This is a genomic window from Ruegeria sp. CE8, assembly GCF_056537465.1.
The window spans coordinates 138,310-154,862 of the sequence record NZ_JBQFRP010000010.1 but is presented as its reverse complement, the minus strand read 5'-3'; the positions used below and the strand labels follow the sequence as shown (position 1 = coordinate 154,862).

Sequence of the window (16,553 nt, the reverse complement as noted above, 5' to 3'; positions counted from 1 at the left end):
ACTCGTACCTTCGGGGCCATTGCCTATGTATCACGGAGGGATTGAACCTTTTTGGGAACGCCGGAGGCTTTACAACAGATCCGAGTTATCCGACCGGCGCTTTCCGAAATTGAACCACAGACTAAAGCGCTGCGGTCCAGACCCGGTAACGCCCCTGCCCCGTCACCTCGCGGATCAGACCGCGGTTCATGATCTTGTCGATGTTGCGCTGTACGGCCGCACGTGAGGCCTGTGTCAATTCCTCGGCAAGCGGCGCAGATACCATGGGCCATGCGGTCAGAGCGTCGACAAGGCGCGGCGGCGTTCGGCCGCTCAGATCGCTTATCGCCTCTCGGGCGCGCAGATCCCAAGCATTGACCCGATCCAGATGCAGCAGCGCGGCCAGAACAGCCTGCCCTGCTCCCCTGATCCAGGCCGAGAGCTTTTCGTCAGGCGTGCCAACCCCGCGCAACGCACCCGGCCCCGACAACGCCAGAGGCATAAAGACCGCCCCACCCCGACCCATCGTCGCGGCATGGCGCGCGGCAATGATCGCGGCTTCGGTGTCCTGCCCAATGCCTTCGGATAATGCACGCCACGCGTGAAATCCGATCGCGGCTTGCGTGACGGGGTGCAATCCTTCCGCGTTGCGCATGACTTCGGCCAGATCAGCAACAGCATCAGGAGTATCTTCGATCCCCTGCGCCAAGCGATCCAGAAACGCCGTTAGCCCGGTTTCCCAACCGCCATCCGACGGACCTGCGCCTGATGTCAGACGGCGGACAGCCCAACCAGCACGAAACAACGCCTGAACGTCATCCCCGGTTGCCCCGATCCGCAATCCTGTCCACAGCGCCAGCCTGTCGACGCCGATCCGGTCACCTGTCCACCAGCCAAGATCGGACACGTCCATCAATGCCAGACGATGTCCCCAACCGTTCGGCCCTGCGCGCAGCCGCTCATCCAGGGCACCGAAAGTGGCCGCCAATTCAGCCAGCTCACAAGACAGCTCGGACTGCGCGGCGCGCCAATCCCGTGGGTCGAACAACTGTCGCCGGTCGGCCACCGGTCCGGGCGGCAGAAAGCCCGCCTGTGGACTGCCCTCATCCGGAGGAAGAAACCAAAGATCATCATCATCGGGCGGGTCGGTATCATAGATACTGGGAGGACCGACCGTATCGGCGTCCTCATCCGGATCCGGCATCACTGGTTTCGACGTCATGCCCGCTATAATTCGGATATTTTGAGCGGTTCACAAGGCGTTTTCGACACGACGGACCATCAACCCGTGAAGGTCGTGGTCAGGATTTCCAGCGGTTCGTTCAGATCGGTTTGCTCGCTGCTACCGATTAGCATGTATCCATAGCCGTCCTGCGCCCATGTCGCGGTGGCCAAACCGCTAAGAGCCGCATGTTTGACGTCCTTCGCAGGGGCACCTTCGCCTTGCCGGATAATGCAAAAGGCCAGGGGCTGACCCTTATCATCCGCGAAAACCACCTGAATCAACGGCTTGCCCTTAAACGACAAAACCTGCGCGCGCTTCAGCTCCAACCCCGACAATGATTCAAGCGTGTCCCGGTTCAGGGACCGACCCAATTGCGCCTCAGCCAGCGCGAACTGAGCGTCAAGCGCCTCCGGTGTATTGTCCAGAGAGGCGATCGTATCCGGAGAATACAACGACTGGTAGATTGCCGCCTGCTCGGCCCAGCCCATCGGTTGCGGGCGGTTCACCCAGTACGTGGCGGACACGGCCACAACGGCAACTGACGCCGCCACAGCCAGCAAACGCCACGGCCCACCCGAAGGATGGACGGGACTGGCCGTTCCCGACTTCGGTAAATCTAACTGCGGCGCTTTGGCGGGAATATTCTCGAACACCGACTGCACGACCGGCGCGTACGGGTCCAGTGCCATAAGGCGCTGTTCCAGATCTGCGTCATTTTCGATCGCCGCTTCGATAGCGGCGGCCTCGGCCACATCCGCATTGCCTTCCAGATACGCCCTGAGCGTCTCGTCGGAAAACTTCATTTGCCACTCCGTCGAACGGCGTCTGCCGCATCATGCTGCATCACGTTTTTCAGTTTCTGCCGGGCGTTGGACAGCCGGCTCATGATAGTCCCAATCGGCACTTCCAGCAACGCGGCGGCTTCGCGGTAGCTGTACCCTTCGACGAACACAAGCATAACCGTCTCTCGCTGCGCTTCTGGCAACTGCATCACTTGTGTAAACACTTCAGCGGCGAAAATATTCGTTTCCGAATCCGGTCCGGACGCAATTAATTCTGCCTCGGGTGTAACAGACAACGCTTGCGCCTTGCGCACCGAACGCGCCCGCACCTCATTCAGCCAGATCGAGCGGCAGATCGTCATCAGCCAGCTGTCCAGCCGATCATGTGACGTCACCTGATGGTGACGTTCCAGCGCGCGCAGACATGTGGATTGCAAAAGGTCGTCGGCAACGTCGGATGCGCCGGACAAGGCAAGCCCAAACCGCCAGACACGTTTCGAATGCGTCTGGATCGCGCCGCGCACGGCCTGTTCGGAGCTCATTTCAACACTCATCGAATAAATCGCGACCTGTGTGTGTTTGTCATTCACGGACCGGGCCCGCGTGGTCTGGACTGACACATATGTTGGAGGAATGAAATGAAACTTCTGTTGAAGGCGGTCACGATTGCGTCGGCAATTGTTGCAACCCAGGCGTTGGCCGACAGTTGGACGTTGGCCTCGGAAGGGTCGCATTTGGCCTATGGCACAATCAAGAAAGACACTATTGGCGAGGTCAATTCCTTCACAAAACTCTCGGGTCACGTCAGCCCGGACGGCAAAGCCGAAATTGAGATCGACCTGTCCTCGGTCGAGACCAATGTCGACATTCGCAACGAACGGATGATCGCGCACGTATTCCGCAATGCAGGAACCGCTTCGCTTACTGCAAAATTTGACATCGGCGAAATTTCGACCCTCGGCGTTGGTCAAACCACAACAATTGACGTTGAGGCCGTTTTGTCTCTGGTCGGAACAAATGTCGAATTTGACGCTGAGATGTTTGCCGTCCGCCTGTCCGAGACGTCGGTGATGGTATCCACCAACGACATGGTGTTCCTCAGTACCGAAGACGCTGGCGTCAATGCGGGTGTTGACAGGCTGATGGAACTGGCCAACCTGCCCGGCATCACTAGAACTGTTCCGGTCACAGCGCGGTTGGTCTTCAACGCGGATGGCAGACAATCCAACATTGTGCCGGTCGTTCCGATTACTGTGGCCGCCGTAGATGGCGATATCAAAGCGGGCAAGAAAGTGTTTCGCAAGTGCCGGGCCTGTCATCAGCTGAAACAAGGACTGCACGAAGTTGGCCCGTCGCTGCATGGTATAATCGGATCGGCTGCTGGCCAGACCCCCGGTTACGGATACTCTGTCCCCTTGCGACAGTCCCGCACGGTCTGGACAACCGAAACTCTTGCCGCGTTTCTGGCTGATCCCAAGGGTGCCATTCCCGGAAACAGGATGCAGTTCTCTGGCCTCACAAACGCCAAGGATATTGCCGACGTGATCGCCTATTTGCAGGCAGAATCTCGGGGCTAACCCTTGGCTCAGTGGAACCCGGGTTTCGATTGTCCGAATTGCCACGCTGTCCCTTGTCTACCCTCAGGCAAGGGAGCGGCAGGGCCAAACTGACACTGGCGGACATCAGGAATCTCAGCCATTCTATTCTGACCGAGTCCGGTATTGATCCGGAACACGCGGCTAAGACGGGCATTGTTAACCAAACGTGAGATCCACAGACATGCACCTCATGCGCGCGACACAGCCCGCGGCTGTGTCGAGGTCGCGAAAACCCTACACGATGATTTGCTGGATTTGGCCGAACGGGGCTTGCGGTTGCGATATACCCTTTCCCTCTGCGATTCGGCTGGCTAAGAAGTTCCTCCCAACTGAAGACAGGAGGCCCCCTTGGACCGCATCGCCCGCACCATCGCCACCGAAATCAACGCCCGCCCCGAACAGGTCGGCGCCGCGGTCAAGCTGCTGGACGAAGGGGCTACAGTTCCCTTCGTCGCCCGCTACCGCAAAGAGGTGACGGGCGGATTGGACGACACACAACTTCGGACATTGTCGGACCGCCTGACATATTTGCGTGAATTGGAAGCCCGTCGCGAGACGATCCTGAGTTCGATCAAGGATCAGGGCAAGTTGACGGATGATTTGGCCAAGTCTATCGCGCAGGCGGATACCAAAGCCCAGTTGGAAGACATCTATCTGCCCTACAAACCCAAGCGTCGCACCAAGGCGATGATTGCGCGAGAAAACGGGTTGGAGCCACTTGCGGACGCCATTCTGGCAAACCGTTCTGCTGATCCCGAAGAGTTGGCCCAGACCTATGTCACCGCAGCAGTTCCAACCACAAAGGACGCACTCAATGGCGCTCGGGACATAGTCACCGAGCGTCTGACCGAAAATGCCTCCCTTCTGGGAGAGCTGCGCTCTTTTATGCAACGCGAAGCTTTGCTGACCTCGAAAGTGATTGACGGCAAGCAACAGGAAGGCGCGAAATTCAGCGACTACTTTGATCACACCGAGCTCTGGTCCAAAACGCCATCTCACCGCGCGCTGGCCATGTTGCGCGCGTCGAAAGAAGGCATCGTGACACTGGATATCTCTCCTGAACCCGATGCCGGCGCCACGCGGGCCGAGGCCATCGTTGCAGCCCATCTGCAAACCCGCAGCGATGCTCCCGGAGACACCTGGCTGCGCAAAGTTGCCGGCTGGACCTGGCGGGTAAAACTCTCTCTGTCGATGATGGTCGAATTGATGGCCGATCTGCGCAGTCGGTCTCAGGAAGAGGCAATTCACGTTTTTTCCAGAAATCTCAAAGACTTACTTTTCGCCGCACCGGCCGGCGCGAGACCAACTCTGGGCTTGGATCCGGGAATCCGCACCGGCGTCAAAGCCGCTGTCGTTGATGCAACCGGTAAAGTGGTTGCGACGGACACGCTGTACCCCTTTCAGCCCAAAAAAGACCTGCACGGCGCGCAGGCAGCCATCCTGAACCTGATTTCGGCTCACAAGATCGAGCTGATCGCCATTGGCAACGGCACGGCAAGTCGCGAAACAGAAAAGCTGGTTTCCGATACTCTGAAGCTGCTGCCCAAAACTGTCACGGCGCCCACAAAGGTTGTAGTGTCCGAAGCCGGTGCGTCCGTGTACTCGGCTTCAGAACTAGCCGCGCGAGAATTCCCTGATCTCGATGTCTCGCTTCGCGGAGCTGTGTCGATCGCACGGCGTTTGCAGGACCCATTGGCCGAACTCGTTAAGATTGAACCTAAGTCCATCGGCGTTGGGCAATACCAACATGATGTTGACCAGCATCGTTTATCGCAGTCGCTGGCCTCGGTCATCGAAGACGTCGTGAATGCGGTGGGCGTAGACCTGAACACGGCCTCTGCCCCCCTACTCTCACACGTCTCTGGCCTTGGACCCGGATTGGCTGAGGCCATCGTCCTGCACCGGGATTTGAATGGCGCGTTTAGGTCCCGAAAAGAGCTTTTGAAGGTCGCACGCCTGGGTCCTCGCGCCTACGAACAATGCGCGGGTTTTTTGCGGATACGTGACGGGTGGGAACCGCTGGATGCGTCTTCGGTCCACCCTGAGGCCTATGACGTCGCCCAAAGGATCGTATCAGCCTGTGGTCGCGATATTCGCCAGATCATGGGTCACGATGGCGCATTGAAGGGTCTGCATGCCGAGCGTTTCGTGGATGAGAACTTTGGCCTTCCAACTGTGTTGGACATTTTCTCTGAGTTGGAGAAACCGGGTCGGGATCCACGCCCCAGTTTCGTGACCGCATCGTTCACCGATGGGGTCGAAGAAATAACCGATTTGAAGCCCGGAATGGTGTTGGAAGGTACGATCACCAACGTTGCTGCATTCGGCGCTTTTGTCGATATCGGTGTGCATCAGGACGGTCTGGTGCATGTCAGCCAGCTTGCCGATCGATTTGTCAAAGACCCTCATGAAGTGGTTAAGACCGGGCAAGTTGTCAAAGTGACCGTTGTTGAGGTAGATGTACAACGTAAGCGTATTGGGTTAACCATGCGAAAGGACGGTGGAGCTTCGGGGCGCCGGGATCGTGAAGCAAATGCTCCTGGAAAACGTCCTTACGCGGCAAAAGGTAAAAGCCCGCAACACGCAAAATCTGACAAGAATGCACATCACAGCGCCCTTGGAGATGCGCTCAGGTCGGCTATGAAAAATCGATAGGGATTGAGTGACGTTTTACCAGTCCTTCCTGAATGATACTATGTGAATGCGTCTGGCTCCAGTTCCTCCCAAAATTCGAATATTTTTGTTGCGTTTAGACCCGATCGCCAACCGTGAGCCCGAAAGTGCTCACGGTCGAGATCATTATCGAGCCCTGACACGAACAACCGCTTGTCTGCATCTCTTTGTGTGGGGTTTCGCCGCGAAACCAAGTCTTCCACCACTGCCAGCTTCCTGGCCCGCTCGGTACGTTCGGCCGCTCGCGCTTCGTATTCCCTGTCTTGCTTTTGCTTTTCGGCATCCCTGAGTTGAGCCACTTCCACTGCTTCCGGACTCGGCACAATCTCGGGCTCTTTTTTGGCTGTAATGTAATCATCCCGCATAGCCGCCGACAAATAACCTAGCGCCGACTTCACCCCCTCCTGCCGGTTTACATAGTCCAGCTTTTGTTGGACGTAGTCCTCTCCGTGCTCCGATATCCACTGACGCGCAAGACGGTCTGAAACGCCCTGTTTCCGCAGCGTTTTGTAAATCGATAGGTTCCGGACACCATCGCTATCATCTATTTCAAACATCGCTTTCTGCGGGTTTCCTTTTATCAAGAAGCGAATGTCCGTAACGGTCCGTCCCTTTTTCTGAAACTCAGGCTCTATGAGTATGTCAGAGCTTTTGTTCACTTCAGCGACGGCAGGTTTAATTATCTTGGCATTCAGATGCTTAAAGCTGCTGTAGTAGTCGCTGCCATCCACTCCCATGAGCTTTCGAAATACGTCAAGCGCCCACCATCCCGTGGACCCGGTCCGCACAAACCGATAGCAGTTTTCGTAGAGCGCCAATCCATGACCGGAACTGAAGTTCCGCTGAATTTGAACATTTATCAACGCGTAGATTTTCGGATCATACAGTTTTTGCGCTAAAGCCGGGGAATACGCATATTCACACACTCCATTCTTCAACTTGGCAAAACTAAGAAGCGACGAGACGCCCCATTCCTGGCGGCCTTGTTCATCCAGCATGTCCCACTCAGCGACGGTTTCAGCCAGTGCGCGCAGACTGGCCCGCAGAGTGTCAAAGTCGTTGGAATTGTACCCGACCATCATCGCCAATGTCCGCGCATCGATAGTATGTGTCGGCGCCGAGGTCAAAGCGTCGTATGCGTTGAGCAACAGAACATTCGATAGCTTACGTTGCAACAAGGTCAGCTTGCCGCTGATATGAATCGCAGCGACGTTCTTCTTTACCGTCTCCCGGCGCAAAGCCCCGGAGAGCTGGTCCATGTTAAGTTCTGTATCCGGCATGATTCTGCCTGGCTGCTCGTTTTCTGATTCTTGGCACGAAAGGTACCTTTAGTTCAATCTTTATTGGGTACCAATATACGGGATTTGGCCCAACCCGCATTTGGGTACCTAACCGAACACTGAACAGAGTTATCCCCAGAAAGAGTCGTTTTGGGATTCTCACCCAACGAATCAATGAACGAATTGCGCCTCTGAAAGTCAAAATTAGAGCCTGAAATCGCTGGAAAACTGACGTCCTGAGAATCGGAGCCCTTCTTCCCGACGTTCGGTGCTATTGAACCCGTATCCGGGTACCTTTAATCCCGGACTCTGGTACCTTTCGGCCTGTATTCGGGTCCCCTATGTACCATTAGGCATTGTTTTTAAACAATATTTTATTCGCAAAGAGTCTAAACTATATAAAAAGAATAAACTGTTTAGTGCTTCCTCTTTTCATTTTTTTCTCAGTTTCGTGGCGAAACCATGCTTGAGGCGCAATTTCTGTGGAAAACTCGCATTCACAGGATAGCCTCGCAAGGTAATGTTCGCTACATTGCCCCATATACGCCGGCAAGGCGAACATTAGCTGAGGCATCGACAGTGAGCAAAACGAACCAACCTCCCCTACCTCCTTATCTTAATCTCGACCCGGAAAGTGCGGCGGCGAAGTTACCAGATCCTATTGGCACAACACGATTCGCGAAAGCAGCTACGTTCTGCGCCAAAGGACGTGAAGATTTGGCACGGCGAGGGTATGCGCCCGACGGGGAAAAGAGATTGCGGCGTTTTTCAATCTGGGAGATTACAAAGTATCTGATACCGGTTGCACCCGCCCATCTGAGGCGTGTCCTCAAGGCCAATCCGGAGCTTCCGCAGGGCGAAGGTGAAGCGGGTTCCAAGTGGTTTACACTCGACGAAGTTCTAACACTCAGGAAGTACTTTGCTGCGGAAGGTGTCAGCACCAAAGAATATTTGCCTTATCGTCCGGAAGGGTTGCCCGCCAAGGTCGTTTCTGTTGCGAATTTTAAGGGCGGCGTGGGAAAGACGTCAACAGCTGCTCATCTTGCAATGTCTGCGGCATTGGATGGATACAAGGTCCTTGTCATTGATTTGGATAGTCAGGGATCCATGACTTCGATTCTCGGGGGATCTGTCGCCGACGAGTGGCAGACTGTCTTTCCACTCATTGCCAAGGACTACGCGCGGGCTGTGCAGGAAGAAAACCGCGTACGGCAGGTAGGGGGGCAGCCTGAAATTCCCCTGGATGAAACGTTGCAGGAAGCCCTGAATACAAAGCCTAGTGACGTTATCCAGAAAACACATTGGCCCAATATCGATCTTATTGGAGCGCAGTTAAACCTGTACTGGGCGGAGTTTCAGATACCCGTATGGCGTATGGGGCTTCGAAGTTGGCCGCTTTGGGATGGGCTCACCAATTTCCTGGAAGATGAAGGCGTGCTTAACGACTATGATGTCGTTTTCGTTGATACGCCTCCTGCACTTGGGTACCTAACGATCAACGCTTTGGCGGCTGCTGATATTCTCTTGGTGCCATTAGGGGCTTCATTCCTGGAGTTCGATTCAACCGGCCGGTTCTTTGATATGCTCTACACGACCTTTGCGAGCATCGAAGATGGCGAAAACGCTGCGCAGCGAGCGGCCGGATTGCCCGAATTGAAGTTTGAATGGGATGTGGTCCGAGCCATTATCACTCGATTTGATGCGAGCCAACAGACAGATATGGCCAACGTCATCCAAGCCTATTTTGGTGATTTCATGAATGCCTACAGGCAGGATTTTACCGCTTTAGTGGGGCAGGCCGGTGAGCAAGTTAACGGCATCTATGAGGCGGACTACCGCGATTTCAACCGCGACACTTATGTACGTGGTCGGGAAACCTTTGATCGCACATACGCCGAGTTCAAAGAAGTGTTGATAGGGTGTTGGTGGCGGGATGCCCAAATGGGAGGACAGCTAGATGGCTAAGCGCAGGCGATTGACAGCACCAAATACCGCAGATCTTGAAGAATTGGAGGCCGGTTTCGCGGCGAAACCGGCATTGAATCCGTTTGAAGCCTCTGCGGCTACACCGCCAATCGCCCAGGTTGCTGCCGAAGCAGCAACCCTGAATGGAATGGCGTCTGTAACGGATCGCGTTGCGTTGGCTCAGGACCAAAACGACGCGGCACTTTGGCGAGATGCGCAAGAAGCCGGCCTAGTCGCTGAAATGCTGCCGATTGACCAGATTGACGCTGAGTTTATCCGCAGAGATCGGATGGTCGAAGACGAAGAGGCCATGTCTGAGCTTCTTGAGTCGTTACGTGCTCACGGATTGCGAACGCCCATTGAGGTTTCACGTGACGGCGATGGATACGGTCTGATCTCAGGATTTAGGCGCTTAGATGCTTTTCGGCGGCTTTCGGAAGATGACCCGCGCTTTTCGACAATTCCCGCATTTGTGCGAGATTCGGGTTCGGGGCAGGGTGCCTACGTATCTATGGTCGAAGAAAATGAGCTGCGCTCAAACCTCAGCCCCTACGAGCGTGGGCGCATCGCGGTTTTGGCTGTGGGGCAGGGGATATTTGACACGACCGAAGCGGCCGTCGATGTTCTCTTTGCGGCAGCGTCGAAAGCTAAGCGATCGAAAGTTCGTAGCTTTGCAGTTGTTCATGAGGCGCTTGGGGACTTACTGCAGCATCCAGTTGCGCTATCGGAAAAAGCAGGATTGAAACTGGCTTCGGCTTTGCGGGGAGGCGCGCAAGCTGAGCTCCGGCAAGCCTTGGCAGAGGCGGAAGTACTGGATCCAAAGTCCGAATGGGCAATCTTAGAAAGTGCGATGAATGCAGCACCGATGCCTAACAAGAGTAAGTCGCGGGGGGGGCGCCCTCAGCAAGTCAAACCTTTGGCACCAGTCAAATTGCCAGGCGGTGGGGATGTGCTGGCAGAGTTGTCGTCGGACGAAGTGCGTATCCGTATTCGGTTGAAAGGTGTCTCTGAAGAAGATGCCCAAGAGTTGGTTAAGCAAGTTGCACGCCACCTAAGCTAGTTTCGCAGCGAAACCTGGAGCGCCTTCCGCGACTTCAGGTTTCGACGGCAACAGATCATAGGGGAGGCTTCCGGTTTGAATTCAGTAGTCGTCAGCAGTGAGCAAAAAGCGCAAAAAATGAGCACCAAGTCCTTGATAGGCTTCATTTACAATATTTTTCGGGATGTGTCGCAAACTTTGGGTCTAATTGACGAACCCGCGTAATCTGAGGTTTCTCACAGTTGAAAAGTTCTCGAACAGGTTTAGCACCATCTCATTGAAAGGCTGCCATTTCCCCAAGGATGCAGTTTTGAAAGCTGTTTAGTTCTATCTAGGGTCAGGACTCATCGCCAATAGATGACGAGAGCTGCGAGGGATGTGTCGCAAACAATAGGAACGGTCAAGGTCAGCGACTTACTGGATACACCTATCCTGCGATCTCGGCGAATAGCTGGAAGCCAGACGTCGTATTGCTGGGAATTGCCGCTTCCGGATCATGTTGGCGACTTCAATGCCGTCCAAAGTAGCTGATGCGGATCTGAACGATTTGAACCCACACATGTGCCTTACGCGACGCTTGATAAATCGATGATCCTGTTCGATCAGGTTATTCAGATACTTGGACCTGACCGTTTGGATTTTGGCTGGGCAGCTAAACCGATTGAGGATATTGTTCACCTCTCGAATGCCCGCCGCGTTGGCTCCACTTTTGTCGATGACGATCTTGCTCGGGATTCCATTGGAAGCCAGCGCTTTGCCAAAGAGCCGTGCTGCTGCTGGACGGTTCCTACGCTCAGACAGCATGAAATCAAGAGTATTCCCAGTTTTATCGACGGCCCGATAGAGGTACATCCATTTGCCGCGAACACGAATATAGGTCTCGTCCATGCGCCATGAATTCAGCGTTGGGCGTTTCTTCGATTGCGCACGAGCTGCGACGATCGGTGAGTATTTCACAACCCACCTATTCAATGTGGCATGGTCAATTCGCACACCGCGCTCAGCCATGATCTCTTCCAAGTCACGATAGGACACCGTGTACCGCAAATAGAAGTAAACAGCGTACAAAACTGCATCTTTGGGGAAATGACAGCCCTTTAACGAGATCATGCTCAAATAACCTGTTAAAATTTTTCGACCAGTACAAACCTCAGATCACGCAGGCTCGTCAACTAGACCCCATAGTTTGCGACACAACCAACATCATTTCCAATGATTGCGTCCCCTCTTCGGGATGCCGTCATGGAGTTGGAAAAAAGTCTTTCAGGATGCTTGATCACCTTCATCGACACAGACGGGAAGCAGCAACTTCGGGTGGAGGCATTTGGGTCTTCCTATGGCCTCTCGCTGGCAGAAATCCGGGTTTCCAATTTGCTGATAACAGGACTCACCTCTCCAGGGATCGGAGAACAGCTTGGTCTGGCAACTTCCGCTGCACAGACGCATGTGAAGTCTGTGTTTGTCAAAACGAGAAGCTCCAACAGAGTCAACTTCACTTGGAAGGCAGTTCAATTCTCACCGCCTGTTGTCTAGATTTCAAGCATTCTGGCTACATTGGTGAAGCCAGGGGTCAGGGTTCACAATCAGTGGATGACGGGTGCCGCTAATGCGATGGCTGATAGCAAGACCTTTTGGGCAGCCGTTTTGGTTGTGCTTGATTGGTCTATTCTCCATCGGGATGATCTCTTTGGAGGGGGGGCGACGAGCAGTAGATATTTTCGTTGATCCCAGGTTAGAGCTTTCGTCACATTGTTTTTTAGCTCAGCTAAAATAAATTTTGATCTTCTTGCTAATTTTCTATTGAATGGTTCAAGCCGTATGACAAGCAGGAGAGATCGGATGCAGGCTCCGACAGCGCGTATCAAAGCCAAAGGGCAACCGACCGAACTGGGTGCGGCGATACGACGGCGGCGCAAGGCCATGGGACAAACCCTGGATCAAGTCGCCAAGGCAACCGATCTGACGACCGGCTTTCTGTCGCAAGTTGAACGCGGGCTGAGCTCACCTTCGCTAACGTCGCTGATGGCTATCGCTGCGGCCTTGCAAACTAGCATCGAGCAGTTGTTGAGCGTGCCCGAAGTTTTTTCAGAATATGTCGCGAAAGATAGCAGACAGACATATTCTCTTGGGACACGCGGCCGGTTTTATGAAAAGTTGGGCCCCGGGTTTGCTGGCGCGTTGTTCCACCCACAGATCGTACATCGCCCACCAGGGCATGTGTCAGAAAAGATGTGTCACACGGGCGAGGCGTTCTGCTATCTGCTGTCGGGAAAGTTGGAATATCACCTTGGGGACAAGGTGTTCATCCTGTCGCCAGGTGATGTGATTCATCATGACACCTCAGTACGTCATTACTCCGTCGTGCTTGGTGAGGCTGAGGCAGTTGAGCTTTGGGTGACTACGTCGCCGATGACCGAAGCAGGCTGATGGGCCTAAATTTCTCTTCCCGAAAGGTATGAAATTAACGAGGAGTAAAATTTTTTATTATTTTACTAAAAAAAACTTTAGTAAAACTAAGAATCACTTATTGTCCTTCATCACAAAGCAAAGACTTTGCGGGAGGAGAAGATAATGAAGCTAAGAATGGTACTGGGAGCGACCGTTGCCGCAGCATTGGCGATGCCTTTGTTTGCACAGGAACGTGGCGGCACGCTCAACTTTGCTCGCTATGAAGGATCTCGCCTGATTGATCCGATCTATGCGGATCGTAATCCGGACATATGGATGGTGGGCAGTCTGTTCGACACCCTGCTGCGGGGCAACACAGATGGAAATTCAGTGGAACCGGGGCTGGCGGAAAGCTATTCGGTCGCTGACGATGGAAAGAGCGTTACCTTGACCCTGCGCGAAGGGATCAAGTTCGCAGATGGCTCTTCCATGTCCGGGGCAGATGTCGTGTTCTCGCTGGATCGCGCGCGTAACCCCGACCTCAGCCCCTGGGCTGGATTGTTAGGATCAATCGGCAGCGTTACGGCAGATGGAAACGACATCACAATTGCTCTGAATGATCCTGATCCGACTATCCTGTCAATGCTGTCCACCTTTAATACGGCGATCGTCTCAAAAGCTGCATTTGAAGCAGCGGCTGGTGACACCGATCAGGACAAATCTGCAGCCATCTTTGCTGCAACTGCACCTGGAGTGGGTTCCGGTCCTTTCTATCTGTGCGGCTTCGAGCAGGGTGCCTCGATGGATTTCTGTGCGAACGAGCATTATTGGCGCATGGGATCGGACGGTGAACCGCTACCCTATCTCGAAAATGTGCATTTTGAGATCGTGCCGGATGATGCAACGCGTATCCTGCGTCTGCAGGCGGGCGAGGTCGACGCCGCAGAGTTTATTCCGTTCAGCCGTGTGGCTGAACTGGAAGCTGATCCGAAAATCAGTATGCAGCTTTACCCTTCGACCCGAATTATCTACTCGCCGATCAACACGCGTGAAACACGCTCAGACGGCTCGCCCAATCCGCTTGCTGACGCCCGCGTACGGCAGGCTCTGAACTACGGGACCAACAAAGACGCTTTGATTGGTGTCGTCCTGCATGGGGCTGGGCAGCCCATGAGCTCGCCTCTGATGGCGAAAGCGACACAATATGCTGCCGATCTGAGTCCGCTCTATAGTTACGACATGGACAAGGCCAAGGCTTTGATCAGCGAGGCCGGGGTTGAGCCGGGGACGCAAGTCACCCTGACCACATTGGCGGGATCCGCCGATGACGCGACGATCTTTGCAGCACTTCAACAAATGTGGGCACCTTTGGGCATCGATTTGGTCGTCGAGCAGGTGGACGGTGCCACCCGCGGGGCAAAAAACCGATCTGGTGAGTTCGACATTCACACCTATGGTTGGGTCAATGATGTAAATGACCCCAGTCAGGTTGTCGGTTGGCTTGGCCATACTCCCACCGCCAAAGCCGTAGGCACAGGCTGGGAGAATGCCGAGTTCAACACTTTGTTCGAAGAAGCCGCAAATGAGATGGACCCGGCAGCTCGTGAGGCCAAGTTCGCGAGGATGCAGGAACTCTATGCAGAGGCCGCTCCGTTGTTGTTCATGTATGAAACACCCTTCGCAGTCGCGCTTGGTACAACCGTCGAAGGCTATGTTCAGACGCCTCTGGGCAATAACATCTTCGATGAAGCAACAATCAGCCGATAAGAGCTGACCTTTTGCCTCGCCGCCAGATGCGGCGGGGCCCTTTGCGGAGCGTAGACTTGTCCAGCCTGTCTTACATTTTGAAACGGCTTTTGCTGATGGTCCCGACCTTCTTTTTGGTCATGATCATCATCTTCTTGCTCGTGCGCCTTTTGCCGGGCGACCCGGCCATCGCAATGGCAGGAGACCGGGCGTCTGACGCGGACATCGCGGCCATTCGGGAAAGGCTGGGCCTGAACGAGCCAATGCTGTTGCAGTTCTGGTTGTTTCTAAGAAACACGCTGCACGGTGATCTCGGCCGTTCAATTCTGATGCGAACGGATGTGCTCGACGTGATCGCAGATCGATTGCCGATCACCGTGTTTCTGACCATATACTCGGTGGTTTTGTCGCTGCTGATCGCCGGGCCGCTGGCATTTGTCGCAGCACTTAATCGAGGGCGCTGGCCGGATGCCGTCATTCGCACCGTGTTCCAGATTGGGTTGTCAATGCCGGTTTTCTATATCGGTCTGGTTTTGCTGACTTTTCTCGCAGCGCAGTTGCGCCTGTTTCCCGTGGGCGGGTATGGCGACACATTTGGAGAGCGCCTGTACCACCTGTTCCTGCCCTCGATTACCGTCGCGCTATATACTTCGGCCATCATCATGCGGAATCTGCGCAGCGCAATCATCGAAGTATTGGATGCAGAATACGTCCAGTTCGCACGTGCCAAGGGATTGCCCGCACGTCTGATCCTTGGACGACATGTTCTTCGGAATGCACTCATCTCGACGGTCACTTTGCTGGGCCTGTCCATCGGCAATTTAATGAGCGGTACACTGGTGACTGAAACCGTGTTTGCCGTTCCGGGCATGGGCCGACTGATGCTCGAAGCCATCTTTGCCCGTGACTATCCGTTGATTCAGGGACTGACCCTGACATTCGCGGTCCTCATCTCGCTGGTTTTTCTTCTGACGGACCTTTTTCAAAGCCGCCTTGACCCGAGGATGCGCCTGCAATGAGCGATGCGACCTTCAATCCTGTGACCCAGAACCCGTCCAGATGGCGGCGGGTATTGCGCAAGCCGGGCTTTGTGGCTGGCCTGTTAATTATCGGGTTTTCGATCATGCTCGCCGTATTTCCCGGAGCATTCGCGCCGTACGACCCAAACGCAATCGACTATCTGGCTGTGCGTCAACCTCCGTCATGGGCCCATCCTTTCGGCACCGATTTGTTGGGGCGGGACAGCTTGTCCCGCGTGATCTGGGCATATCAGGTGAACATGCAGATGGCCGTTTTTGCCACGGTATTTGCGCTGGTGATCGGCGTCGTGATTGGGGCGTTGGTAGGCTACTATCGGGGCATTGCTGACTTGATCTTTGGCCGGGTCGTCGATGCGGTAATCACATTTCCCTTCCTCGTATTGGTGATCGCCGTTGTCGCTGTACTCGGCCCCGGACTGGTCAACATGTACATCGCCATCTCAGTGGTCGGCTGGGTCTACTATGCGCGCTTGATGCGGGCCGAGGTCATTGCGCAGATGGGCAATGACTATGCTGCGGCGGGGATCGTTATGGGGTATTCCGACCGGCGCATCATCTTTCGCCATTTGCTGCCCAATGCGATTTCCCCGGTCATCGTTTATTGGATGACCGATATGGCCTTGGCGATCCTGCTTGGGTCGTCGCTGGGCTATCTGGGCTTGGGCGCGCAACCTCCGCAGGCGGAATGGGGCGTTTTGATTGCCGAAGGTCGCAACTTCATTTCCACCGCCTGGTGGCTGAGCCTGATGCCCGGTATCGCCATCGTCCTGACCGGTCTTGGGTTCTCGTTGCTGGGTGATGGGCTGGCCGATCTGTTAAGGCCGCGAGGGTAGGGGAT

The 16,553-nt window shown here is 54.8% G+C and carries 13 protein-coding genes and 1 pseudogene; 9 read left to right on the top strand and 5 right to left on the bottom strand.

The features are described from left to right. Positions 1-121: 121 nt before the first annotated feature. The 3 genes from ACR0AA_RS16450 to ACR0AA_RS16440 are packed head-to-tail and all read right to left on the bottom strand — an operon-like array spanning position 122 to position 2,528. Positions 122-1,201, bottom strand: a complete 1,080-nt coding sequence (locus ACR0AA_RS16450) for a helix-turn-helix domain-containing protein (protein ID WP_480663627.1) — start codon at positions 1,199-1,201, stop codon at positions 122-124. A gap of 59 nt (positions 1,202-1,260) precedes the next feature. After that, positions 1,261-2,007, bottom strand: coding sequence for an anti-sigma factor (locus ACR0AA_RS16445; RefSeq protein WP_480663629.1), 747 nt, complete (start codon positions 2,005-2,007; stop codon positions 1,261-1,263). Continuing rightward, entirely contained in the window at positions 2,004-2,528 is a 525-nt protein-coding gene (locus tag ACR0AA_RS16440; protein ID WP_239344419.1) for an RNA polymerase sigma factor, read from the bottom strand. Before ACR0AA_RS16440 ends, ACR0AA_RS16445 begins: the two co-directional genes overlap by 4 nt. Positions 2,529-2,624: 96 nt before the next feature. Between ACR0AA_RS16440 and ACR0AA_RS16435 the strand changes: the two genes are divergently transcribed. Both ACR0AA_RS16435 and ACR0AA_RS16430 read left to right on the top strand, forming a co-directional pair. Further along, positions 2,625-3,563: a c-type cytochrome gene (locus ACR0AA_RS16435; protein WP_480756456.1), complete on the top strand. Its 939-nt coding sequence runs from the start codon at positions 2,625-2,627 to the stop codon at positions 3,561-3,563. Between the two features lie 369 nt (positions 3,564-3,932). Next, positions 3,933-6,239, top strand: coding sequence for a Tex family protein (locus tag ACR0AA_RS16430; protein WP_480756455.1), 2,307 nt, complete (start codon positions 3,933-3,935; stop codon positions 6,237-6,239). A 38-nt stretch (positions 6,240-6,277) separates the two neighbouring features. On the opposite strand, the gene ACR0AA_RS16425 is transcribed toward ACR0AA_RS16430, so the two are convergent. Beyond that, positions 6,278-7,537, bottom strand: a complete 1,260-nt coding sequence (locus ACR0AA_RS16425) for a replication initiation protein (protein WP_480663637.1) — start codon at positions 7,535-7,537, stop codon at positions 6,278-6,280. A 579-nt stretch (positions 7,538-8,116) separates the two neighbouring features. Between ACR0AA_RS16425 and ACR0AA_RS16420 the strand changes: the two genes are divergently transcribed. Continuing rightward, positions 8,117-9,502 carry an AAA family ATPase gene (locus ACR0AA_RS16420; protein WP_480663874.1) on the top strand — a complete coding sequence of 462 codons (1,386 nt, stop codon included), beginning with the start codon at positions 8,117-8,119 and terminating at the stop codon, positions 9,500-9,502. Beyond that, complete coding sequence (locus tag ACR0AA_RS16415; RefSeq protein ID WP_480663638.1) at positions 9,495-10,562, top strand: ParB/RepB/Spo0J family partition protein; 1,068 nt, start codon at positions 9,495-9,497, stop codon at positions 10,560-10,562. Before ACR0AA_RS16420 ends, ACR0AA_RS16415 begins: the two co-directional genes overlap by 8 nt. A 406-nt stretch (positions 10,563-10,968) precedes the next feature. Here ACR0AA_RS16415 and ACR0AA_RS16410 read toward each other — a convergent pair. Then, positions 10,969-11,651, bottom strand: a pseudogene (locus ACR0AA_RS16410) (IS6 family transposase). 132 nt (positions 11,652-11,783) lie between these two features. On the opposite strand from ACR0AA_RS16410, the gene ACR0AA_RS16405 reads away from it, so the two are divergent. The 5 genes from ACR0AA_RS16405 to ACR0AA_RS16385 all read left to right on the top strand — a co-directional run bounded on the left by ACR0AA_RS16405 (position 11,784) and on the right by ACR0AA_RS16385 (position 16,548). Then, positions 11,784-12,074, top strand: coding sequence for a helix-turn-helix transcriptional regulator (locus tag ACR0AA_RS16405; RefSeq protein ID WP_480663640.1), 291 nt, complete (start codon positions 11,784-11,786; stop codon positions 12,072-12,074). Between the two features lie 306 nt (positions 12,075-12,380). Beyond that, a complete protein-coding gene (locus ACR0AA_RS16400) occupies positions 12,381-12,968 on the top strand; it encodes a helix-turn-helix domain-containing protein (RefSeq protein WP_480663642.1) in 588 nt (195 codons plus the stop codon). 144 nt (positions 12,969-13,112) lie between these two features. Then, positions 13,113-14,696, top strand: a complete 1,584-nt coding sequence (locus ACR0AA_RS16395) for an ABC transporter substrate-binding protein (RefSeq protein ID WP_480663644.1) — start codon at positions 13,113-13,115, stop codon at positions 14,694-14,696. A 56-nt stretch (positions 14,697-14,752) separates the two neighbouring features. Then, entirely contained in the window at positions 14,753-15,694 is a 942-nt protein-coding gene (locus ACR0AA_RS16390) for an ABC transporter permease (protein ID WP_480663646.1), read from the top strand. After that, positions 15,691-16,548, top strand: coding sequence for an ABC transporter permease (locus tag ACR0AA_RS16385; RefSeq protein ID WP_480663648.1), 858 nt, complete (start codon positions 15,691-15,693; stop codon positions 16,546-16,548). The genes ACR0AA_RS16390 and ACR0AA_RS16385 overlap by 4 nt, the downstream gene beginning before the upstream one ends. Positions 16,549-16,553 lie beyond the last annotated feature (5 nt).

Bases quoted from the DNA above. Each gene is read 5' to 3' on its own strand.
- ACR0AA_RS16450 (WP_480663627.1), bottom strand. From the start codon at position 1,201: ATGACGTCGAAACCAGTGATGCCGGATCCGGATGAGGACGCCGATACG.
- ACR0AA_RS16445 (WP_480663629.1), bottom strand. From the start codon at position 2,007: ATGAAGTTTTCCGACGAGACGCTCAGGGCGTATCTGGAAGGCAATGCG.
- ACR0AA_RS16440 (WP_239344419.1), bottom strand. From the start codon at position 2,528: ATGAGCTCCGAACAGGCCGTGCGCGGCGCGATCCAGACGCATTCGAAA.
- ACR0AA_RS16435 (WP_480756456.1), top strand. From the start codon at position 2,625: ATGAAACTTCTGTTGAAGGCGGTCACGATTGCGTCGGCAATTGTTGCA.
- ACR0AA_RS16425 (WP_480663637.1), bottom strand. From the start codon at position 7,537: ATGCCGGATACAGAACTTAACATGGACCAGCTCTCCGGGGCTTTGCGC.
- ACR0AA_RS16415 (WP_480663638.1), top strand. From the start codon at position 9,495: ATGGCTAAGCGCAGGCGATTGACAGCACCAAATACCGCAGATCTTGAA.
- ACR0AA_RS16405 (WP_480663640.1), top strand. From the start codon at position 11,784: ATGGAGTTGGAAAAAAGTCTTTCAGGATGCTTGATCACCTTCATCGAC.
- ACR0AA_RS16400 (WP_480663642.1), top strand. From the start codon at position 12,381: ATGCAGGCTCCGACAGCGCGTATCAAAGCCAAAGGGCAACCGACCGAA.
- ACR0AA_RS16395 (WP_480663644.1), top strand. From the start codon at position 13,113: ATGAAGCTAAGAATGGTACTGGGAGCGACCGTTGCCGCAGCATTGGCG.
- ACR0AA_RS16385 (WP_480663648.1), top strand. From the start codon at position 15,691: ATGAGCGATGCGACCTTCAATCCTGTGACCCAGAACCCGTCCAGATGG.